This is a genomic window from Mesorhizobium onobrychidis (assembly GCF_024707545.1).
Lineage (GTDB): Bacteria > Pseudomonadota > Alphaproteobacteria > Rhizobiales > Rhizobiaceae > Mesorhizobium > Mesorhizobium onobrychidis.
In genome coordinates, this window is the sequence record NZ_CP062230.1 from 40,656 (window position 1) to 59,934 (window position 19,279).

Below are 19,279 nucleotides of genomic sequence, written 5' to 3' on the forward strand. Positions count from 1 at the left end.
ATTAATCCTCTTCCCAAATGTCGTTCCAGAATTCGAAGCCTTCACCTAGGCTGCGGAAGCCAGGCACCCGATCAACGACGGTGAGAATCCGACATTTCTCATTGCCGCCTGCCCTGGTGCCACGCGCTGCCCGTCCGATCATCTGGCTATAAAGCACAACCGATGACGTCGGCCGCGCGATGACCGCAACATTGGTGCGCGGCGCATCGAATCCTGTGGTGAGCACGCCGTAATTGCACAGGACCATGAGTTCGTCCGTGTCCTTGAAGCGCTGGATAGTTTGGCGCCGGCGCTCAGTCGGCGTCGAAGACGTCACTGCAGCGGCGCTAACTCCTCGCAATTTCAAGACGCTGGCGATGAGCGCGGCATGTTCGACCGAGATGGCAAACAGGATGACCTTGCCACCGCCAGCGACCTCGGCCGCAACCGCGTCGACGATCAAGAGGTTGCGGGCGTCGTCGCTGGCGAGCGCATCGAGGATCCGTCCTGGTAGGTCGAAGCCGTCGGCGAGTCGCTGTGATTCAGTGGAAGAAAGCTTGACTTCGCCTCGCATGTCGAATGGCAGCTCGACGAATTCCATGCGAGCCAAATAGCCTTCGTCCACCAAATAGTCGATTGGGTTGTCGTACCCCTCAACGTTCAGAGTTACCTTTTGACGATTGAAGAAGTTGGCCAATGCAAGGTCCGCACCAACATCTATCAGGGAGCGTCCCGGCGTCGCCGACAGACCGAGAACGCCGGTCGCAGCGTTGCGTTGCAGTAGGTTGATCAGATGTGAGTACGTCGGCGCGATCGCTTGGTGCGCTTCGTCCATCACGATCAGCCGAATGCGACTCGACAAATCGAGAAACTCGTCCTGCCGTTTGAGGCTATCGAGATACATCAGCGCGAGACTGCCGATCACGAAGCCGTCCCGAACCTCGGCGAAATTGTGCACGCGGCTGTCGCCGTAGTGTCGATAAATGGTCAGCTCGCGCGATCCTATCGCGCGCCATGCCTTGGCGGCTTCGTCGAACGCCTGGTCACAGAGTTCTTCGGAATGCGCGAGCCAAACGATGACCCGTTCGTCCGGCTCGGCTCGCAACAGATCGGCAATCGTTGTCATCGCGGTGCGGGTCTTGCCCGCACCGGTCGGCATATGCAGCAGCACCCGAGCACGGGGGGTGGCGAGCTTGTGCCGAACCTCGAGTGAGGCGCGGCGTTGATGCGGGAATAATACATAGGTACCCGTCGCCCTCACCGATGAGGGTTTTTCCTCCACGAATCCGGGCGGCTCATAGACGACCCCGAAAAAGGCGTGCAGCGTCGCGAGTTGGTCTTCGGATCGTGAGAAATCGACGCGCTGGAGAGCCGCGAAAGGATCTTCCTGAGAAAGGCCAAGCACGCCAGCGAGATTATCGGCTTCGTTACGTTTCAGTGCGGGAATGATTAGCGCGCGGATTTCGGGCTCCTGAAGGGCTTGGCTCGCGCCATAGCGATCCACCACCAGCTGCGCCAAGCCATGCGCGCTCAGCGTCTTGCTCTCGATTCGCTCGAGCAGATCTACTGCCGCTTTGCCAGCGACCGAATAGAGTGACGTAACACCGGCCCGAGATAGGGCCTCAACGAGCCGTTTCGACAAAAATTCCCCCAGGGCAAAGCCTTAGTTAGGGAATAGCATACGGCATCAAGATTGAAAGTATGTTTTCACCAGAGTGGGTAGCTTTTGTTAAAAGTAGCTTTTCCAAATCTTAATGAATGGCAAGTGTGAGGAAGCATAGGGTAGGGCGCCAAGCTGTGTTGAAGGAGGTCATTGGGACCACCAAGGGAGCCTAAAGACGTCCTTCTTCGCCTCTTTGCGTTTCCGCCGCCGCTCCGTCTGCGGCACGCTCCAAGGCGACCATCTTCTTGACTAGGGCCAGCAGATCGCGCTTGGTGCCGTGCGGCAGAGACACGACCTGTTGCGCGAGTTCGACGGTGTCGCGCGCTTCCTCCGGCGTGCGGCCCCATAGATGCGGGGCCGCGCTGAACAACATCTCCATCGGCATGAACCCAAGGATTTCGCACAGGTGGATCATCCTGGTTACGTGCATTTTTGAGAATGCGCGCTCATAGCGGCCGTAAACCTGCATCGAAAGGCCAAGCAAGGGCGCGAGCTCGGCGCGCGTCAGATCTTTGTCCTCGCGCGCCTTGCGGATGAAGGTGGCAATTCTCTTATCGATTTCGCCTAGGGTTTTTATGCCTTCGAACCCCGGGCGGCGGAAAACAGCCTTGTCGATCTCAGGATCGGTCGTCTCAACCAATTCCATTTTGTCTTTATAGGCGTCCATATCCTTAGGCACGTCTTCTCCCTTCTTGTATTTTTCCAGTCGCGGACAGGGCGACGACCTCAATCAAACATTTGAAACGGGATTGACCCAAGCACGCCCCGGCACTCGCTTGCACAGCAATTTTCCAGAAGCGGGAGGTGAGGATAGTGCTTTCCGCTACTCGCAAAACCATCAGGGCCGTGCTGCGCTCGCCTTGCATGGTTTTCTCCAGCGGAAACCTGCATTCATAATGCCCTTGAGCTGGCGCGGGGATAGGCACTGCTCACAGAGAGAAAATCAGCGCGCCCTGGCTGCAACCATTCGCCAAGTGCCCGGCTTTCCCTCGAACACAGCTTCGACAAGTTTTTCCCCACCGACCCACCCCAAATGCGCCAGGAGTTCGCACGCGATAGAATCTTTGCCAGCACTAATACATCGCTTCACGGTAACCGTCGATCCAGTCCCGTGCATTGAGATATCCCAATTGGATAAGCGAAACAGCTCGCCTTTGGCGGTTTCGTCGGATGGCCGGATGGCCGCATGGAGAGGGGATTCCATACGCCCGTTCAATGGCGAAGCGGCATTTGAGCCTTCACCAAAGTCGAAGCCTTGGCGACCGACCCACGGTGCGGCGCAGATGCCAATTAGGATACCGATCGTCATCCCGAGCAGGAGGCTTCGACCGCTCACGGATCAATAGCCGTTGTCTCGGAGGAACTGGTCGATGGCTGCCTTTATGATCACCGTCATCTTGATGTCGTTGTCGAAGGCGGCCTTTTGCAGTCGCATCTTCGTGTCGTAGTCCAACGGGCAATTGACGTAGTGCTTGGCTTCTCGCGTGTGCGCTCGTTTCAAGTCGCGCAGGCGATAGCGTCCCTCCTCCTGAGCCAGAGCACGTTCGATCGCCTTGCTCTTGCGCTCTTCACCTGTCGGGTTTGGCAGGCTGCGCCGCGGCCGTTCGTTTGTCGCATCCGCTTCTGAAACCGGCGGCGCTGTTGGCCCCTGTGCAGTCATTCCCGCTTCTGCACCTTCCGACACAGAGGCTGGTTTCATTGTGGCTTTGGATGTGGCCGGCTTCGGCCGTCGCGGCGCGATCGGAAAGTCAGAGACGGACAGTTTGCCTGGTTTAGACATTTCCCACCTTTTCCCGGTTAGCCGCGAGATGGCGATCGAGCTCGGCCACAAACGCCGCGACCTCCGCGCGGCCCTTCATGATCGGGTCGGTCAGCTCGAGCATCTGCAAGGTGCCGAGGCCGTTACGGATTTCGCGGTAGCAATTTCTTTCGGTGAGCTCGATATCCATCAGCGTCGATTCATAGCCATTGTCGCGAAGATTGGCGATGAACGGACGGATCAGCCTGTAAGCCTCGAGAACGCGGCCCGGAAGGGCGATGCGCGTCACCACGTTGACGTGGGGAATAGTGCGCCTCTCCCTGTCGCCAATATCCGCCGTGATGGTGGCGGCTTCGCCGGCCGCCTTGATTTCATCCTGGTTCGGCTGAATTGGCGTCAGGACCAGGTCGGAATTGCGGATGATCGTATCGCGGATGACACTGTCGATGCCCGGTGAGTCCATCAGGATTACGTCATAGACGCCGTCTTGTTCGGAAAGCACGGATTCAATGCTTCGCTGCGTTGCCGCGCTGTGCAGCTCGATGTTGGCCGGAAGATTGTCCTTGGCCTCACATCGCTTCCACCATTCGGCGAGGTTCTGGCGCGGATCGGCGTCGATCAGAAGAACCTTCTTTCCATGAATAGCGTACTCGCCGGCAACGAGGATAATGACCGTCGTCTTCCCGGCGCCGCCTTTTCCGCTGATCGCGCAAATCCTTCGAGGCATGTTCGATCCCTCTTTTGCCGTATCCAAGGCGTCAACGCGGCAAGCCGTCGCCAGGCAGCATTTCCAAACGGAGCGAATGCTTGCTTTCGCTCATGGCGTTTTACACCATGCGATCACACCTCACTATCCTATCGTGTGATACTTCAATCACATCTTACCTTCACATCGTAACGTCGAGGCATGTGAACGCATCGTGTGAACAAGTCGTGTGAAATGGGATCAACCGTGTGCCGCCGCTTGGGCGATCCTGGAAGTCTCCACGTCGCCCAATTCCCCTGGTTGACCGATGAAGCCGGCCACCGGCCTCCCCGCTTCTTTTGTGGTGAACCCCGGAGCCGCGAGTACGAGGGGCACACAAAGGCCGCCAAAGCGGTCCTGGAGGTGAACCCTGGAGAGCGTTTTAGCGTTTGAGGGCAGGGGCGAAGGCCCTGCCCATGGTCGCGATACAGTCGAGCGAAGTGTGGGCGCTCGAAAAGTTGGTTTGATTGAGTTCGAATTTCACGTCTACTAGTGATGGCAGGATACGGAAAAATGTGCGACATTTTTCCCGACGATCGAGGAACAAGCCCTCGATTCCTGTCGCAAGCGCCAGAGAGAGGGGCCTAAGGCCAATGGATGACGCGAAATTCGAGGTCCGGCTGGAGCCGGACCGGAAGGGTCGGATGGTGCATGCCCGCGTCAGCGCGGACGAATATGCGGCGATCGAAAAGGCCGCGACGGCGGCCGACATGACGGTTTCGGGATTCTTCCGATCGCTGATCCTCGAAGGCGCCGGCGTACGACCGATCCTGACTAAGGATGATCGGCTCGTCATGGCGCTGCTGCTGGAGGACATGCGCGCGATCGGCGTGAACCTGAACCAAGTGGCGCGATCAATAAACAGCGGCAAGAGGGTTCACCCGAGCGAGCTCGACATCAATCTCGGGAACGTGCAGCGCGTCCAGGCGGCCGTTTTGACGGAGCTGCGATCGCTATCGAAACGTGCCGGCCACAAGCGGCGAGGGGAGGCGTAGTTGGAAATTTTCTTCGGCGCCTTCACCAGCGAATGGGAGCAGCGGCGCTCGGCGTTGCTGCATGAGCTGTCGCTTGGTGGAAAGCGGCGGTCGGCCGAGGAAGAAATGCGGCGGCGGCTGAAGGCCCTGGCAGAGCTAGGCGGCGGCGGTGGTGTTGGTGGCGGCGGAGGCAGCCAGCCGAAAATGCGGCAGACGGCCGCCAAGCCGATCTTCGCGGCCGAGACGCGAGCAGCAGCGGCGTCCCGTCCAATAGAAGCGCGGCTAGCGGCGATTGCCCAGGGCAGCCAGCCCGCGGTTGTCAAAATGGCCTCCTATGGCGGTGGCGCGAGGGTAGGGGCGATGCTGAACTATGTGTCGCGCGGCGGCGAGCTCGCCGTCGAGAACGAGAACGGCGAGCGGATCAGCAGCCGCGAGGGTCTAGCGCGGTTGCGGGGAGACTGGAACCACCTTTTCCAGAACCGAGTAGAGACCCGCGATATCGGCAGCTTCACCGTAGAGATTGCGACTGCGGCGGTTTCGTCAGACGCGGCGATGCATGATCTGGTCAGGAACAGTTTGACGAGCGCGTTGGGTGATCGACGCTATGCTTATGCGGTCACGCGCCAGGCCGACGGCGCGCTGACGGTTCAAGGAGCGGTCGTGCTCAGAAGCGGGCAGGGGGAGCGGCTGACTGGCGACGACAAGGCCGCCAGCATCATTCAGGCGCGATATGACGCGAGCGCGGCCGCGCAAGGGACAGAAGCCCGGTTCTCGTTCCAGGGCTACGGCAACGGTGTCGAGTATGGCGCCAGCACATTGCGAAGCCTGGTTGAACGTCATGACGGCAACGTTCGCGACGACCGCGGCCAAGTCATCGGTGACGAAGAGCTCGCTGGCGACCTGGTGCAAAAGGAATGGCGCAGTGATCTGCACAGCCGCAAAGGCCGCGACGTGATGCACCTGATCATGTCGGCCTGGGCCGGCACGAATGTCGAGGCGTTTGAAAACGCTGCACGCGACTTCCTCGCCGAGCAGTTCGGCGGCCATCGCTACGTGTTTGGCATGCATGATCCGGCCAATGATCCGAAGGAAGAAGGCGAGGGGGGCAAGCGCCCACACGTCCATGCGCACGCGATCATCACCATGCGATCGGAATCGGGGGATCGGATCGAGACGACCCCGCAGGTGTTTCGTGAGTGGCGGGCCACAATGGCGCAGATGGCCCGGGCGCATGGAATAGCGATGGAGATGACCGATCGCCGCGAGTTCGCCAGTCCGCCCGCCTTTACCCGCAATCAGGTGAGGCCGGTGAGCAGTGAAGGGCGGACCGAGCACGTCGGGACCAGCGAAGCGGCACAGGCACGATACGACGCCAAGCGGGGCGGACGACGCAGTCTGGCGAAGGCCGAGAGAAGCCGGGAGTATGCCATAAAGGCAACGCAGAGTTGGCAGAAAATCGCGCTCGCCAGCGGTGATCGACGTGTTGTCGCCTATGCAGAACAGCAGCGGGATCATTTGACAGCAAGCCTTTCGGCAGGCCAGGGGGAAGCGAGCGTAAATGTTGTCCATGCAGATTTCGGATCAAAATTCCGCGCCAATATGGTAACCCTGCAGAAAGTCGTTTTGGAGGGCCAGGAAATGCGCGAGACAACACGGGCAGAGTTTGAAGCCTATGAAAAGAAGGTCGAGACGGCCTTGTTCCGGCTGGAGCGGAGCGTCGGTCCGGACGAGCGGGCCGACTTCGATGAAGTGGCGACATTGGCGCGCGAACACGTCAATCAGCGCCGCGAGCTGGTGGAACTATATGAGCAGCGCAACGAAGTGCGGGCCGAGCAGAAGCAAGAAGAGCAGGCGGAGGCCGAATGGCAAGCAGCCGTCGCCCAGGACGGCGATGTCGCGGTTGATGCTGGCAACGACGTCCTCTCGGTTCAGGATCACAGCTCCGATCTGATCGAATCCAGTTCTGCTGAAAAACGGCAAGCCGCAATGGAACAGCCGCAAATGCCGAAAGAGGAATTAGAACGGGACATTCAGGCCGAGATTGATCGGCTCAAAGCAGAAGGCTACAGCACCGCATACATTTGCGAACGGAGTCTGGAGATCGAGGACGGCGTTCGCCAGCGGTATGCCGAGGCCATGCAGAACCCCGACAATCCCGATCTTGTCGGCGCGGCTAAAAATCGGGAGGCGCTGATTGCTGGCGCCGAAAGGGTAGGGGAGCAGTCAGCAGAGCAAAAGGACAAGACCCCGACGAATGCCGATGCCGTCGTCGAACAGCAGCGCGAGCCTCGTCTCGAGGAGCCGGAGCGCCAGCCAATCGATCCGGATGCGCGCGAGGCGCACGAACTCGCATCAACAGTCGATGCTACAAATCGGCTGCAGGATAAGTTAAACAGGGACAAGGAGGCTGCACAACGCGGCGGCGAGACAACGCGGACCGATCCGGCGCAACAGCATATTCCTCGCCTCGAGGAGTTGGAGCGCGAGGAATTGGAAAGAAGGGAACGCGACCGCGACGACCGGGACCGTTAGAGGATCATGTTTAGTCGACAGGATTACGTTTACCAGAGCAGCGACCCGAAGGGTGACGAGGGGTTTGGCAAGTTATTTGCTATCATCATCTGTTTCGTTTTCTTCCTGGGCGCACTGCAGGTTGCTTATGAAACGGTGTCTGGCTGGTACCAAAACTTCATGCAGTGGAGCAGCGAAATGCTGGCTTTTTTGGCCGGCTTATGGCCGTTCTGATTAGTTCCGGGCCTCCGGCACTCGAGTCCTATGCGAGGATAAGAAAATGGTAGACGAACCGATCCGGAATCCGACTGCTGACGAAATGGCCGGTATGCAGTGGTGGAATTCACTTACCGAGGCTGAGCGCGCGGACTGGCTGGCCCGAGCGGATTCGGCAGTGCCCGCCGAGGCTTGGGCAGCATATAAACGTCAAGGGCGGCTCGACCCACAACCTGCTGCAGGGATCCACTAACGGCGAAGAAGATAGGGCGATTTATTCCCGCCCGGCCGGTCGATGACCGCAACCATGGTGGTACACCGTTTGAACGACGGGATTCGACGCTTCTAGCGACGTTGCAGCCGCGCAGCGGCAATGACCGGTTCGGGCGTCTGCCAACTACTGCGCGCCGGGCGTCCATTCAAGCAGCGGCTCCAGGCTGCGGTTGAACTGCTTCCACCACATGGACTCATCTATCTCGCAGCAGGCGCGAAGCATGGCGTGCGCCTTCTCGAAAGCCTGGGTGGCGAGATCGTCGAACGTCATATGCGCGTCATACGGCACCGACACCCACCAGTTCCTGACCGGTCTGTGTGCCGCCTTCGTCGACCTGAAGGAAAAGCCAAACGACGAAATGCGCGTCGTGGCCGCCCGCGTCCGCGTTGCCGATCTTGATGCGGTCGATGCCTGCTGCAGTGACTTCATGCGGAGGCCCTTCATTTGGGAATCGTAGTGAATCCCAGAAGTCCGCAGCAATCAGAAAGGTTCCGGGACCGTTGTCCCTATGGCGAAGTATTCATAAAGAGGTGGTTAGGCAGTCCCTGTCGCTTGGCAGTTAACTGAGTTCTTCCTCAATTTCTGTGTTAACGGCTCGCCGACCGCCAACAGCCGCATTATCGCGATCCGATCACATGCCAGACGAGCTTTGGTCAGGCGAGATAAATGGAGGGCGGATAAATGGGGGCGATCGAGCGATGCCGGCCGATGGAGGTGCCACGGTTCCTGCGGAGAATCTGCAACGCGGTGAATTTGCAAGTCGGTGCTTCGCCAGATAACTTTGCCGCCCCAAACGGAGTGAAGGATGGATTATCGAACAGCCACCCCTGCCGATCTCGTAGCCATCTTTAGAGATTTGGCTTTTAGGATGGCCGACCAATACGCGACCGCTGGTCTGAATATCGACGAGGTGAAGGACGAATTCTTGATGTGCCTAAGGGAGGGGCGCGGTCATACGTTGATGGCGGACGGCCAGCCGGTCGCCCTCATCGCTTGGCGGGAAGTTGACCACGCTGCGCAAACTGCTTTCGCAGCCCATGAAAGTTTCTTCTCCAGGTCAACCGTTCGTTTTTGCAAGAAACACATCAGGCGTATCCAAGCCCTGTGCGGAAATCTTCCTATCCACTCATACAGTTGGTCGGAACGGCCGGAAGTCGCAAAGTGGTTCCATGTTCTGGGTTTTGAAGAACGGGAACGCGGAGAAGGCTTCATTGTCTACGAACTCGATCCGGCTCAAACGCCTGCGGGCTAAAGTGGCCTAATCGATGGCGTGGACGCCCCCTAACGGCATCGCGATGTGCCAAGGTAGCTGGTGTCGAACCATTGCCCCACAAAACCTCATGCTCTCTCGAACAGGGCCTAATCGGGCTGTTCTGCTTCATCCCTAGTCATGACGAATGATGACAGGTGATCACCCGAAGGCAAGTCTTCTGTTCCGACACAAAAGCAAGGCGCCGACGACGCTGGTGCGTCCGAATGGCAGCGTGTGACAGCCATCCGCGTCGCCACGTCCCGCCGATCAGTTTGAGACGGCAATTGAGAGCGACAACCCGCCGAGCTTTACAGCCAAAGGAAAGTCGGCGGCCCATCTTTCAATGAGCATTGCCTGAACCCGCCGACCTGCGGATTGCCAGTGGCCCCGCGATTCGCAGCTTTGCCGGAACGGAGGCGTGCCGTCTAGCAATGCAGGCGTGTACAGTTCCAGGTGCGGAAGCTTTTCAAGACTTCTGCCTTAAGCTCTCGGCCAGCGCTCGCGCAATCTGTGCTGCCTATAAAGTTGCGCAGCACGGGTGATCTAAGTTGCAGGGTTGGCGCGGCAGGCGTCATGTCCTTGGCCAGGAAGCAGGCGCCAGCGCTGAACAACGCAGCCAGGACGGGTTTCCGGATTCATTCCCGCCATCGGCGATTTGCTCACGGACCTCGCAGGTCCGCGGTGCATTGGTGAGAGTCCAAATCCTCCCTCCGCCGCGCCGAATGATTACAGAATACGAACCTGCCCAATCCCGGCGTGGTCAGATGCCGGTCATTGGGCGAGCGCGACCAGGGCCGATCGATTGGGGCACCGAGATGGCCATGCGCTGCCCCGGCCCAAGGGTGGAGATGAAGCGGATCGGCAGCTCGTCTGCGCCCGAAGCCAGCGTCGCAACGACCCGGTAGCCAGACTGCTCGACCGTGTAATAGATAACGCCGTCGAAGCCAGGCAAATGAATGCTGTGTCCGCTGGCGGGCGCCAGCCCGGCCGCTGCGGAGGCGCCTGTCAAGAAAAGGCCGGATAATGCAAATGCTGTCAAAAGCCGGATCATTATTTGCGGACCAAAATGGGCGGTCGGCCGACCTTCATTCAGATGACAAAATCGCAGCTCACATAAGGTGGCTATTAAGCGTTTCGAGGCCGATGAGCGCCCCAGCTCGCGTGCGAGGAAGTTGAGACTGGCGATGGCATTGGTCAGCTACGTGCTTGGTGATTGCCCCGGCTGCGGGGCGAAAAACTCCTTCGGCAATATTGACGTATACGCCACGCGTGTATCGCTAGGCTGCGGCAGGTGTACCTACAAGGAAAGCCGCCCGCTGCCGCCCATCACGAAGAAAATCCTCTACCTCGACCAGTATTTCTTCAGCCATGCCGTCCGGGGCAACGACGCCCAGTTTACTGCCGCCGCAAAACTCATTCGTGAGTTGGTAGGTCTGCAGCTTTTGGTCGTGCCGTACTCCGACGTGCACGAGGACGAGACCCACCAATGGGCGGGGCATGAACAGCTCCTCGAATTCATCAAGTCCACGTCCGGTGGACATGAGTTTTCCCAGACCTACCGGGTGGAGCTGAACCAGCTCAACAACGCGTTCAAGGCATTCCTGCAGGGTCAGCCCGCGGCCTATGTTCCCAGGCGCGAGGACGCCCTTCACGACAAGATCGACATCTGGAACGGATACTTCCGCATCGAGGTGGGCGGCTATCACGGCGACGTTGACCTCATCCGCAACCTCAAGGGGCAGGCAATTGACGGCCTGGTTGCACTATTCCCCGGATGGCGCGAAGCACCAATACTTTCGAGCAAGATGTCGGCCTGGAGCACGAGGCTGCCGCGAAAGGCTATCGGGACGCCTATGTGGCTTACGTGAAGCGCATTGCCGAGGGCGACTATATGGCCCTCATTGACGCGCCCATTATGTCCCAGGTCATTCAGACGCTGATGCACCACTTCCCCGGGGAAGTGCCGCCGCCCGAGCGGATGAAGCATATCATGGCGTTTCTCTCCTCCGAGCACTTCCACAACACGCCCTACCACGACATTCAGGCCCGTATGTACGCTACATTGAAAGCCATGGTGAAGGGTGGCTCGTACATGAACCCCGAGAAGAGCATCGCGCGGCTTTCGGGCTTCTACTATGACGTGAAGCACATCTCCATTTATGCGCCTTACTGCGATGCCTTCCTCATGGACAATCCCATGGCCGAAATCGTCGGCCGCGATACCGTGGCACTTACTGAGCGCTATGGAGTTCAGGTGTTCAGCCGGAACAATTGGGGTGATTTCATCGCGTGGCTTGAGACCTTAAAGTCGGGAATGACCAACGAGTACAAAGAGGCCCTCCGCGTCGCCTACCCTGGTATTTCTATTCCCGGCGACGTGTGAATTTTGCTCAAAAGGGCTAGGACTAGGGCTCGGTAACCTCAAAACTCGTCTCAGACGCAGTTCAGCCCTATTCCGGACTCTCCTCAAGGCACCGAGCCTGTGAACGACTGCAGAGGAGTCGAACTCCGTCGTTCAGCGTGATTGGGTTTTGACCCTAAGGCTCCGCGCCGCCTCATCGAGTGCCAGCGGATCGTCACCGAGGCGGTCGATGAGGTCTTGAGCTTGGTCGCCGGTGATGCCTGTTCTCATCGCCAGCGCTTCCGCTGCCTCAACATCTGATTGACCAGCGGCGCGCTTGCCTTTCTTCGCTCGGCTTTGGGTCTGCGCGGGAGCTGGTACGTCGGCACCAGATATTACCGGTGGACGAGCACCAAGCGAGCGGTCTTCGTTCTCGATTTCGAAGGTCGCCTGATTCCAGTGGCGCGCTTGCCTTTCTTCGCTCGGCTTTGGGTCTGCGCGGGAGCTGGTACGTCGGCACCAGATATTACCGGTGGACGAGCACCAAGCGAGCGGTCTTCGTTCTCGATTTCGAAGGTCGCCTGATTCCAGTGGCGCTCGTGCAGACCGTGCGTCTGGCCTTCTCGTTCCCAGATCTCATATGCGCGGCGCCGAATGCGTTCGTGTTTGTCGTCTGACATGGTCGCTCCTCCTTATGGGTTTTCACCCAACGCGAAGGAGCGTCGGAACGATCCGACCCTACATGCCGATTTCGGACAAAAGAGGGACAGAACCAGGAGGGCTGGCTCCCGGGGGACCTACGCAGCGGCCGCGGCTATCCGAGTATTTCGTTCTGAGGACCTGCGTCTTGCGCGATCCGACTTTCCCCCATACGAAAGCGGAATAGCATAGGAGTTGATGAATGACCGAAGAGAACAATCGCCAGAACGCGGAATTGATGGAATTGACCGCGGATATTGTCGCGGCGTTTGTCCAAAATAACGCAGTGCCCGTGGCAGGCCTGCCCGATCTGATTTCTTCGGTGAACTCCGCTCTCGTTAGCTTAGTCAAGCCAGCTGTAGTTGAGCAGCCAACACAGACCCCGGCGGTCAACCCCAAAAAGTCTGTGTTTCCCGACCACATCATTTCCTTGGAAGACGGGCGCAAGTTCAAGTCGATGAAACGGCACTTGGGCTTGCTTGGCATGACCGCCTGAAGAGTTAAGCTACGCTGCACAGCGATCGGAGCTAGCGAAAGCTAGTGGGTTGGGTCGTAAGGTGAGTGCAAAAATGCCCACCAAGAAGGAACCAGCCAAGAAGGTACCAGCCAAGCGGGTGGAGGCCTAAGAAGACCCTGCCTCAGGCAAGCGGACCAATGCGATGACACGCCAATCCATTGCCGAAGAGCTCGAAAGTGCCGCTGATCGCACTGCGGACATTTCGCGCGCGGATCTGCAGATCATCTTGCGGCGCGCGGCATTGATGCTCAGAAACGTCGCCGGCGTGCCGCTGGAACCGGCAACCGAGGACGCTCTGAACTCCATTGCTGCTGAAATGAAAATCGGCAGATCAGACCTAATTCAAGTCATCTTGCGCGAGTGGCTGGAAACCAACGCCTATCTGCCAGTTCTGTCAGTGGATGAGGATAGCGAAACTGACGGGTGCGCGTAAATCCAATCTTCCGCGATCACGCCATGCACATCGAAGCCGCGACTCAAGTATCGCTAAGGCGCGGCGGACCTGATGGCCCGTCTGGCCCGCCTTTCAGGTAAACTCCCACCGAACGGCGTCGGCCTGTCGTTTCGTTCGACGGCCATGGTGCGAGCGATAGGAACCATTGGCAGTTCTAGCTTCTTTGCGGCCTGTCGCGCTTTAAGCCCGACGATCTCGTCATCCCGCCTGGCGATGCGGCTTTCGAGATTGGCGATCCGCTCCGTCAAAAAGTAGCGCCCGACTAGGAAGCCTCCGCCTCCAAAAAGGACCGCGAACGAAGCAAAGGCGACTGGGTTGGCTAGCACCAGGGCCGAGTTGGCTTGTAGAAAATCGATCAGGTCCTGCATCCTTCCCATCCTTTCAATTCCTCGGCAGCTTGTGAATCTCCAGCCGAATCTGCCCGCCTCGGTCGCAACTCGTACAAAACAGCGCCCTCTCGACCGTGCTGAACAGTGCGCCTTTGCCATACCTGCGGATGAGTGCGGCCGACTTTACGTCGGCATGATGCGAGCAATTTCTGCACCAGGCGCGTAACGTGTGCCATTCGCGGAGATCGCTTAGCGACACGTCCAGTCCGGCATGTATGCTGCCCTCTACGATGGTCTGCGGCGGCACTGTCGGCTCGCCGGGCGTGATGATCTTCTCCATTACGTGCCGGCTGTTGTAGTGGATCAGGAGCATGCCCGGTCGACGCCGGATGGCGGTTTGCCATGCCGCTTGGCTGATAAATGAGTCCGGCGACCGACAAATCGTCTCGACAAGCGCCTTCTCCTCTCGGTCCCAAACCTCGATCCGGAAATTGTCTTCCGCCGTGTTTGCCATGGCTAGGGTCGAGCCTTGTGCCAACCACGAGAAAAGCCGTTCGAGACTGCTGCCCGCGACAAGGCAAGCTCGCGCTCGAGTTCGGCATTCCGAACGAGCACGTTCAGCAGGGCAATCATGGCATCGCCACCTGCCGCAGCTGTGGCCTGCTGGGCAACTAGTTCCAATTCAGACACAGCTTCGCCGGCCGGCGCGTTGCGGCGCTTTCCCATAGCCCTTCCTGCTCAGATGCATCTGAATAAGGAACATATTCCTCGCCAGTCAAGACGGTCTTGACAAATTTGTTCTCATTTTGTTCACTAGAGGCGAGATAGCCGCAGGAGGCAGTCATGGACCTGCTTTTGAAACTCAGGGGAGCATCAGCGGAGGAAAAGAAGCGTGGCGTTGATGCTGCGAAGGCTGTGCTTGAGCGCGCTGGACTGACAGCCGAGGAAGCCGCTGACGCTGCATTTGAACTTGAGGGCTGGGATATCGATGGCTTTCCTGAATACCGCACACCGTCGGACGCCGTGTTCGATCGAGGTCTATTTCATTGAGGCGGCACGGACCGATGTCATCCGCGAGCATTGGGACGAGGTGATGCGCCTGGTTGCGTCGCTGAAAGCCGGTCATGTCGCGCCGTCGGTGATGCTGAGGAAGCTCGCCGCCTATGAGCGCCAAAACAGGTGGACATCGCCCTCCAGGAGATCGGCAAGATTGAACGGACGTTGTTCATGCTTGATTGGCTGGAAAATCCGTCGCTCCGTCGCCGCTGCCAGGCCGGGCTGAACAAGAGCGAACAACGCCATGCGCTCACGCAGGCCATCTACACCTTCCGCCAAGGTCGGATCATCGATCGCCCAGCAATACCGGGCATCCGGCTTGAACCTCGTGATCGCGGCGATCGTCTATTGGAATACGACCTATATGGCCGACGCCATTGCGCATCTCCGATCAGGCGGCGAAGCCGTCCCCGACGATCTGTTGGCCGCACATACCTCACCGGTCGGATGGGAGCACATTGCCTTCTCCGGCGATTTCCTTTGGGATCGGGGCCGCAAAGGCGATTGGCAGAAAGCCGCTCAACCTATTGACGAAACAGCGCGCAGCATGACGGCGTTCAGGCTTCGTTCCCCCTTAGCGTTGTTTAGCGGGAAATCAACGCTATGCCCTCTCATTGTTACCGTTGGCAGGATCCGTGGAGTAGTTGTCATTGCTGACATGGGTCCGAGATGAGATAAAAAGATCCCGGCGAGTATCCCGGAGACAGGAGGCGGCGATGGCTATGCCGCGTGTGGTAGTGGTCGCGATGCCCTGCAACGAGGTCGTCGACGTGGGTGGCATCCTCGACGTCTTCTATGCCGTCAACAGCCATACCGGTGCATCCGACGCGGGCTACGCCGTCGAGGTGGTGTCGCCGGTCGAGACTGTCTGTGCCTGGCCGGGGCTGCGGATCGTCGCCGATCGGTCGTACCGCGCCGTCCGTGCTCCCGTCGACACTTTGATCGTCACCGGGGTCGACGGGCCCGACGACGCGAGGCGCGACCCGGAGCTCGTGCGCTGGCTGGCGCGCATCGCACCGCGGACCCGGCGGGTGGTCGGGCTCTGTACTGGATCGTTCGTCCTGGCCGAGGCGGGGCTCCTGGAGGGCCGCAGTGCGACGACGCACTGGGCCTTTTGCGGCGAGCTGGCGCGGCGCTTTCCTGGCGTCAGGGTCCAGCCGGATCCCATCTACGTTCGGGACGGCGGTGTCTACACATCTGCCGGCGCCACAGCGGGCCTGGATCTTGTGCTGGCGCTGGTGGAGGAGGACTTCGGCCGTCGCGTGGCCCTGGCAGTGGCCCAGTGGATGGTCATCTTCCTCAAGCGGCCGGGAGGCCAGGCGCAGTTCAGCGTCCAGCTCTCCACGCAGATGGCCGATCGCCAGCCGCTCCGCGACATGCAGGCCTGGGTCCTCGACCATCCCGGCGCCGACCTCTCCGTGGAAGCGCTCGCGCGCCGGGTGAACATGAGCCCGCGCAACTTCTTCCGCGTGTTCGTGCGCGAGGTGAGCATGACGCCGGGGTGTTTCGTGGAGCGCGTGCGCGTGGAGGCGGCCCGGCGGCTCCTTGAGGAGACATCGCGCGACGTTCCAGACGTCGCGACCACGTGCGGGTTCAGGAGTCAGGAAACGATGCGCCTGGCCTTTCGGCGAGCGTTGGGAGTGAGCCCGACGGGCTACCGGAGCCGCTTCCGCACAACCGCCGTCTCGTAGGAGATTCTCAACGGAGAACAGAGATGATCAAGCAACGCGCGCTCGACGACTTCCGCTCCACGCTTCGTGGCGACGTCCTGCTTCCCCAGGACGCCGAATACGACGCTGCCCGCCGGATCTTCAACGCCATGATCGACTGGCGGCCAGCCCTGATCGCCCGCTGTGCGAGCGCGGCCGATGTGGTCGCCTGCATCGGGTTCAAGCGGGCGGAGGCGCTCGAGATCTCCGTGCGGGGCGGTGGGCACAACGTGTCCGGCAAGGCGGTGTGCGATGGCGGGCTGATGATCGATCTCGCGCGGATGAAGGGCTGTCGCGTCGATCCCGTGAGGCGGAGGGCCCGCGCTGAGGCGGGCTTGACCCTCGCCGACCTCGACCGCGACTGCCAGGCTTTCGGCCTGGCCACGCCCACCGGCATTGTCTCCCCAACCGGGATCGCCGGTCTGACCCTGGGCGGCGGCATCGGGTGGCTCGGAGGCAAGCACGGCCTGTCGTGCGACAATCTCGAATCCGTCGACATCGTGACCGCCGACGGCCGCCTGCTGGTCGCCACCCCCACCGAGCATCCCGACCTCTTCTGGGCGGTGCGCGGCGGGGGCGCCAACCTCGGCGTGGTCACCTCCTTCGAGTACCGCTTGCACGAGGTTGGACCCGTGGTGGGCGGCGGAATAGCATGGCCGCTTGCCCGCGCCAAGCACGTGCTGCCCTTCTACGACGAGTTCGCGCGCGCCTGCCCGGACGAGCTGAGCCTCAACGCCGGGCTCTTCACCTTGGAAGACGGTACCAAGCTGGTCGGCGTCAAGGTCGCGTGGATCGGTCCGCTAGACGCCAGTGAGCGGCTGCTCAAGCCGCTGCGGTCACTTGACAGTCCGATCGCCGACGGCATCGCTCCCATGGGCTTCGTGGATCTGCAGCGGGGCGGTGACGGCGCGTTTCCACTCGGACGCCGGCATTACTGGAAGGCGAGCTTCCTCCGCCGTCTCGAGCAGGGCGCGATCGACGTGCTGGTCGAGTTTGCGGCCACCTGCCCCTCGCCGTACACACAGGTCGGCCTCCAGCAGATGCACGGGCAGGCGGCGCGGGTGTCCCCGACGGAGACGGCGTTCGCGCATCGTCACGACCAGTGGGACTGTCTCATCCTGACGCAGTGGGACGATCCCGCCGACGACGAGCGCAACATTCGCTGGACGCGAGAGCTGCACGCCGCACTGCAGCCGTGGGTGGAGGACGCGGTGTACGTGAACGACCTCGGTGACGACGAGACCGACCGCGTTCGCTCCGCCTACGGCGCCAACTTCGACCGGCTCGTGGCCGTCAAGGCGAAGTACGACCCGGACAACTTCTTCAGGGGCAACCTGAACGTCGCGGAGCATCGCATCTGATGCGCGAGAAGCACGCATTGGCCTACAACGCAGCAGTCCAGTCCTTCCCGGCAACGCACCGTCAGGCGACCTGAGGTTCGCACGACTCATGGCCAAGGTCGAGCGCGTGCTGATTGCGGGTGGCGGACTGGCAGGCTTGGCGCTGATGATCGCTCGTGCCTTGCCGGGCTGGCGCGCGGGGCCATCCAGGCCATCGACTTGTCCGCTGAGCTGTCGCGTCGCGCCGAAAAACTGCTGACCGTAGCGCCAACGCTGCGCGCGAAGGGATCGGATGCCGTGATCGACAAACTCTTGTCCGAAGATGCGGTCGTCGCCTCGGAAAATATTCGCGGCATCAGCGATCGCGGCCTGCGCCGCCTGTTCGACCGGCTTGTCGATCTCGGCGCCGTGCGCGAGTTGTCGGGCCGGTCCACTTTCCGCATCTATGGATTGTGAGCGATGGTGGAGGCAGCAGGCACCACGACGGGAAAAACAAAAGCAGGCAGAGGCCGGCCAGATGGCCACCGACAAGGCGACCGCCGTTCAAATGACCATTTGTTTGATCGTGAGCTCGATCATCTGCCGCCTGACATGCGATGGCGCGAATGGATCGGGCGCGTCGAGGCCGTGGTCTTCGCAGCCGCTGCGCCGGTGTCGCGTGAGACGTTGGCGAAAATTGTCGGCAAAGGCTGCAATCTCATCGACGACATCCGCGAAGAGCTGCGCGGCAGGCCCTATGAGCTGGTGCCGGTCGCTGGCGGCTGGCAGCACCGGACGCGGCCTGCCTACGCCGATGCCATTCGTGCTGCTTCGGGCACAACTGACCAGACCATTGATCAATCGCAGTCGGAAGCGCTGGTGCTGATGACGATCGCCTATTTCCAACCAATCACCCGCGGCGAACTTTCGGCTTTCTTCGGCCGTGAGATCAGCCGCGACCTGATCGCCAATCTGCGCGGAGCCGGATTCATTGCCTCGGGGCCGCGCAGCCCGACCCCGGGAGCGCCCTACACCTATGTGACCACGAAGACATTCCTGGCCCACTTCGGCTTCGACACGCTGCGCGACCTGCCCGACGTGGAAAAGCTCGAGGATGCTGGCCTGCTTAACAAGGCCAAGCTGCTCGCGGATGTTCCAGGGGCACTCGGAATTTTCGGCGGCGATCATCAGGAAGGAATTGGCGATGATTGACATACAGGCCAAGCATAGCGATCTCGCGAAGATGCCCCCGGAAGAGCAAGGGGCCGGCCTCACGCAAAGCCGCGCCGCTGCCGTCCCGCGCGTACCGTCAGCGCGCTTCTCAAAGACCCTTATCCAGCCTACTCTCTACCTACCGGAGGGCAAATGGGTCGCTCATCTGGGACATGACGGCCAAAATCTCAAAGAATTCACCCAGTGGCCACCATGTGGCGTGATAACAGGAGATAACAATGGATTTCAACGACAGGCGCCTCTGGTACG

The 19,279-nt window shown here is 60.2% G+C and carries 23 protein-coding genes and 2 pseudogenes; 14 read left to right on the forward strand and 11 right to left on the reverse strand.

Annotated elements, in window-relative coordinates:
* Position 1: 1 nt before the first annotated feature.
* The 5 genes from IHQ72_RS36125 to IHQ72_RS36145 form a co-directional block, all read right to left on the reverse strand.
* Positions 2 to 1,621 carry a DEAD/DEAH box helicase gene (locus IHQ72_RS36125; RefSeq protein ID WP_258124255.1) on the reverse strand — a complete coding sequence of 540 codons (1,620 nt, stop codon included), beginning with the start codon at positions 1,619 to 1,621 and terminating at the stop codon, positions 2 to 4.
* 190 nt (positions 1,622 to 1,811) lie between these two features.
* The gene (locus tag IHQ72_RS36130; protein WP_258124256.1) at positions 1,812 to 2,309 is read right to left on the reverse strand and encodes a helix-turn-helix transcriptional regulator; all 498 of its coding nucleotides are present in this window, start codon (positions 2,307 to 2,309) and stop codon (positions 1,812 to 1,814) included.
* 276 nt (positions 2,310 to 2,585) lie between these two features.
* Positions 2,586 to 2,951 (reverse strand): hypothetical protein, encoded by a 366-nt coding sequence (locus tag IHQ72_RS36135; protein ID WP_258124257.1) that lies wholly within the window; start codon positions 2,949 to 2,951, stop codon positions 2,586 to 2,588.
* A 30-nt stretch (positions 2,952 to 2,981) separates the two neighbouring features.
* The gene (locus tag IHQ72_RS36140; protein ID WP_258124258.1) at positions 2,982 to 3,326 is read right to left on the reverse strand and encodes a hypothetical protein; all 345 of its coding nucleotides are present in this window, start codon (positions 3,324 to 3,326) and stop codon (positions 2,982 to 2,984) included.
* Between the two features lie 88 nt (positions 3,327 to 3,414).
* Positions 3,415 to 4,128 carry a ParA family protein gene (locus IHQ72_RS36145; RefSeq protein ID WP_258124259.1) on the reverse strand — a complete coding sequence of 238 codons (714 nt, stop codon included), beginning with the start codon at positions 4,126 to 4,128 and terminating at the stop codon, positions 3,415 to 3,417.
* A gap of 611 nt (positions 4,129 to 4,739) precedes the next feature.
* On the opposite strand from IHQ72_RS36145, the gene IHQ72_RS36150 reads away from it, so the two are divergent.
* The 3 genes from IHQ72_RS36150 to IHQ72_RS36160 are packed head-to-tail and all read left to right on the forward strand — an operon-like array spanning position 4,740 to position 7,865.
* Positions 4,740 to 5,141 carry a MobC family plasmid mobilization relaxosome protein gene (locus IHQ72_RS36150; RefSeq protein ID WP_258124260.1) on the forward strand — a complete coding sequence of 134 codons (402 nt, stop codon included), beginning with the start codon at positions 4,740 to 4,742 and terminating at the stop codon, positions 5,139 to 5,141.
* Positions 5,142 to 7,652, forward strand: a complete 2,511-nt coding sequence (locus tag IHQ72_RS36155) for a relaxase/mobilization nuclease domain-containing protein (protein WP_258124261.1) — start codon at positions 5,142 to 5,144, stop codon at positions 7,650 to 7,652. It begins immediately after the preceding gene.
* 6 nt (positions 7,653 to 7,658) lie between these two features.
* Complete coding sequence (locus IHQ72_RS36160) at positions 7,659 to 7,865, forward strand: hypothetical protein (protein WP_258124263.1); 207 nt, start codon at positions 7,659 to 7,661, stop codon at positions 7,863 to 7,865.
* Positions 7,866 to 8,244: 379 nt separating this feature from the next.
* Here IHQ72_RS36160 and IHQ72_RS36165 read toward each other — a convergent pair whose 3' ends face one another.
* Complete coding sequence (locus IHQ72_RS36165) at positions 8,245 to 8,550, reverse strand: hypothetical protein (protein WP_258124264.1); 306 nt, start codon at positions 8,548 to 8,550, stop codon at positions 8,245 to 8,247.
* A 376-nt stretch (positions 8,551 to 8,926) separates the two neighbouring features.
* Here IHQ72_RS36165 and IHQ72_RS36170 point away from each other — a divergent pair, with 376 nt between their 5' ends.
* Positions 8,927 to 9,373, forward strand: a complete 447-nt coding sequence (locus tag IHQ72_RS36170; protein ID WP_192357796.1) for a hypothetical protein — start codon at positions 8,927 to 8,929, stop codon at positions 9,371 to 9,373.
* Between the two features lie 760 nt (positions 9,374 to 10,133).
* On the opposite strand, the gene IHQ72_RS36175 is transcribed toward IHQ72_RS36170, so the two are convergent.
* Positions 10,134 to 10,382, reverse strand: coding sequence for a hypothetical protein (locus IHQ72_RS36175; protein ID WP_258124266.1), 249 nt, complete (start codon positions 10,380 to 10,382; stop codon positions 10,134 to 10,136).
* Positions 10,383 to 10,557: 175 nt separating this feature from the next.
* On the opposite strand from IHQ72_RS36175, the gene IHQ72_RS36180 reads away from it, so the two are divergent.
* Together IHQ72_RS36180 and IHQ72_RS36185 are read left to right on the forward strand one after the other, a co-directional pair.
* Entirely contained in the window at positions 10,558 to 11,241 is a 684-nt protein-coding gene (locus tag IHQ72_RS36180) for a hypothetical protein (protein WP_258124267.1), read from the forward strand.
* On the forward strand, positions 11,229 to 11,756 hold the full coding sequence (locus tag IHQ72_RS36185; RefSeq protein WP_258124268.1) for a hypothetical protein: 528 nt from the start codon (positions 11,229 to 11,231) through the stop codon (positions 11,754 to 11,756). The genes IHQ72_RS36180 and IHQ72_RS36185 overlap by 13 nt, the downstream gene beginning before the upstream one ends.
* 353 nt (positions 11,757 to 12,109) lie before the next feature.
* Here IHQ72_RS36185 and IHQ72_RS36190 read toward each other — a convergent pair whose 3' ends face one another.
* The gene (locus IHQ72_RS36190) at positions 12,110 to 12,394 is read right to left on the reverse strand and encodes a DUF2934 domain-containing protein (protein WP_258124269.1); all 285 of its coding nucleotides are present in this window, start codon (positions 12,392 to 12,394) and stop codon (positions 12,110 to 12,112) included.
* A gap of 221 nt (positions 12,395 to 12,615) precedes the next feature.
* Between IHQ72_RS36190 and IHQ72_RS36195 the strand changes: the two genes are divergently transcribed.
* Both IHQ72_RS36195 and IHQ72_RS36200 read left to right on the forward strand, forming a co-directional pair.
* A complete protein-coding gene (locus IHQ72_RS36195; RefSeq protein WP_309508988.1) occupies positions 12,616 to 12,909 on the forward strand; it encodes a Ros/MucR family transcriptional regulator in 294 nt (97 codons plus the stop codon).
* Between the two features lie 163 nt (positions 12,910 to 13,072).
* Positions 13,073 to 13,363 carry a hypothetical protein gene (locus tag IHQ72_RS36200; RefSeq protein WP_258124270.1) on the forward strand — a complete coding sequence of 97 codons (291 nt, stop codon included), beginning with the start codon at positions 13,073 to 13,075 and terminating at the stop codon, positions 13,361 to 13,363.
* Between the two features lie 53 nt (positions 13,364 to 13,416).
* On the opposite strand, the gene IHQ72_RS36205 is transcribed toward IHQ72_RS36200, so the two are convergent.
* Genes IHQ72_RS36205 through IHQ72_RS36215 form a run of 3 tightly spaced genes read right to left on the reverse strand, consistent with a single transcriptional unit; the run spans position 13,417 to position 14,439 of the window.
* Positions 13,417 to 13,752 (reverse strand): hypothetical protein, encoded by a 336-nt coding sequence (locus IHQ72_RS36205; RefSeq protein WP_258124272.1) that lies wholly within the window; start codon positions 13,750 to 13,752, stop codon positions 13,417 to 13,419.
* 13 nt (positions 13,753 to 13,765) lie between these two features.
* Positions 13,766 to 14,227, reverse strand: coding sequence for a hypothetical protein (locus IHQ72_RS36210; protein ID WP_258124273.1), 462 nt, complete (start codon positions 14,225 to 14,227; stop codon positions 13,766 to 13,768).
* Between the two features lie 2 nt (positions 14,228 to 14,229).
* Positions 14,230 to 14,439, reverse strand: coding sequence for a hypothetical protein (locus IHQ72_RS36215; protein WP_258124274.1), 210 nt, complete (start codon positions 14,437 to 14,439; stop codon positions 14,230 to 14,232).
* 117 nt (positions 14,440 to 14,556) lie between these two features.
* Between IHQ72_RS36215 and IHQ72_RS36220 the strand changes: the two genes are divergently transcribed.
* From IHQ72_RS36220 to scpB, 6 genes and pseudogenes are all read left to right on the forward strand, one after another.
* On the forward strand, positions 14,557 to 14,763 hold the full coding sequence (locus tag IHQ72_RS36220; protein ID WP_258124276.1) for a hypothetical protein: 207 nt from the start codon (positions 14,557 to 14,559) through the stop codon (positions 14,761 to 14,763).
* Between the two features lie 7 nt (positions 14,764 to 14,770).
* Positions 14,771 to 15,320: pseudogene (locus tag IHQ72_RS36225) on the forward strand (Tn3 family transposase); the annotation flags it as partial.
* 165 nt (positions 15,321 to 15,485) lie between these two features.
* On the forward strand, positions 15,486 to 16,460 hold the full coding sequence (locus tag IHQ72_RS36230) for a GlxA family transcriptional regulator (RefSeq protein WP_258124277.1): 975 nt from the start codon (positions 15,486 to 15,488) through the stop codon (positions 16,458 to 16,460).
* Between the two features lie 23 nt (positions 16,461 to 16,483).
* A complete protein-coding gene (locus IHQ72_RS36235; RefSeq protein WP_258124278.1) occupies positions 16,484 to 17,839 on the forward strand; it encodes an FAD-binding oxidoreductase in 1,356 nt (451 codons plus the stop codon).
* 54 nt (positions 17,840 to 17,893) lie between these two features.
* Positions 17,894 to 18,274 (forward strand): annotated as a pseudogene (locus IHQ72_RS36240) (DUF1403 family protein); the annotation flags it as partial.
* A 3-nt stretch (positions 18,275 to 18,277) separates the two neighbouring features.
* Positions 18,278 to 19,009 carry an SMC-Scp complex subunit ScpB gene (scpB, locus tag IHQ72_RS36245; protein WP_374120434.1) on the forward strand — a complete coding sequence of 244 codons (732 nt, stop codon included), beginning with the start codon at positions 18,278 to 18,280 and terminating at the stop codon, positions 19,007 to 19,009.
* Positions 19,010 to 19,279: the final 270 nt, after the last annotated feature.

Coding starts and splice junctions, on each gene's coding strand:
- IHQ72_RS36130 (WP_258124256.1), bottom strand. CDS start 2,309: ATGGACGCCTATAAAGACAAAATGGAATTGGTTGAGACGACCGATCCT.
- IHQ72_RS36135 (WP_258124257.1), bottom strand. CDS start 2,951: ATGACGATCGGTATCCTAATTGGCATCTGCGCCGCACCGTGGGTCGGT.
- IHQ72_RS36145 (WP_258124259.1), bottom strand. CDS start 4,128: ATGCCTCGAAGGATTTGCGCGATCAGCGGAAAAGGCGGCGCCGGGAAG.
- IHQ72_RS36150 (WP_258124260.1), top strand. CDS start 4,740: ATGGATGACGCGAAATTCGAGGTCCGGCTGGAGCCGGACCGGAAGGGT.
- IHQ72_RS36160 (WP_258124263.1), top strand. CDS start 7,659: ATGTTTAGTCGACAGGATTACGTTTACCAGAGCAGCGACCCGAAGGGT.
- IHQ72_RS36165 (WP_258124264.1), bottom strand. CDS start 8,550: ATGAAGTCACTGCAGCAGGCATCGACCGCATCAAGATCGGCAACGCGG.
- IHQ72_RS36170 (WP_192357796.1), top strand. CDS start 8,927: ATGGATTATCGAACAGCCACCCCTGCCGATCTCGTAGCCATCTTTAGA.
- IHQ72_RS36180 (WP_258124267.1), top strand. CDS start 10,558: ATGGCATTGGTCAGCTACGTGCTTGGTGATTGCCCCGGCTGCGGGGCG.
- IHQ72_RS36190 (WP_258124269.1), bottom strand. CDS start 12,394: ATGTCAGACGACAAACACGAACGCATTCGGCGCCGCGCATATGAGATC.
- IHQ72_RS36195 (WP_309508988.1), top strand. CDS start 12,616: ATGACCGAAGAGAACAATCGCCAGAACGCGGAATTGATGGAATTGACC.
- IHQ72_RS36200 (WP_258124270.1), top strand. CDS start 13,073: ATGACACGCCAATCCATTGCCGAAGAGCTCGAAAGTGCCGCTGATCGC.
- IHQ72_RS36205 (WP_258124272.1), bottom strand. CDS start 13,752: ATGCAGGACCTGATCGATTTTCTACAAGCCAACTCGGCCCTGGTGCTA.
- IHQ72_RS36210 (WP_258124273.1), bottom strand. CDS start 14,227: ATGGCAAACACGGCGGAAGACAATTTCCGGATCGAGGTTTGGGACCGA.
- IHQ72_RS36215 (WP_258124274.1), bottom strand. CDS start 14,439: ATGGGAAAGCGCCGCAACGCGCCGGCCGGCGAAGCTGTGTCTGAATTG.
- IHQ72_RS36220 (WP_258124276.1), top strand. CDS start 14,557: ATGGACCTGCTTTTGAAACTCAGGGGAGCATCAGCGGAGGAAAAGAAG.
- IHQ72_RS36230 (WP_258124277.1), top strand. CDS start 15,486: ATGGCTATGCCGCGTGTGGTAGTGGTCGCGATGCCCTGCAACGAGGTC.
- IHQ72_RS36235 (WP_258124278.1), top strand. CDS start 16,484: ATGATCAAGCAACGCGCGCTCGACGACTTCCGCTCCACGCTTCGTGGC.
- scpB (WP_374120434.1), top strand. CDS start 18,278: ATGGTGGAGGCAGCAGGCACCACGACGGGAAAAACAAAAGCAGGCAGA.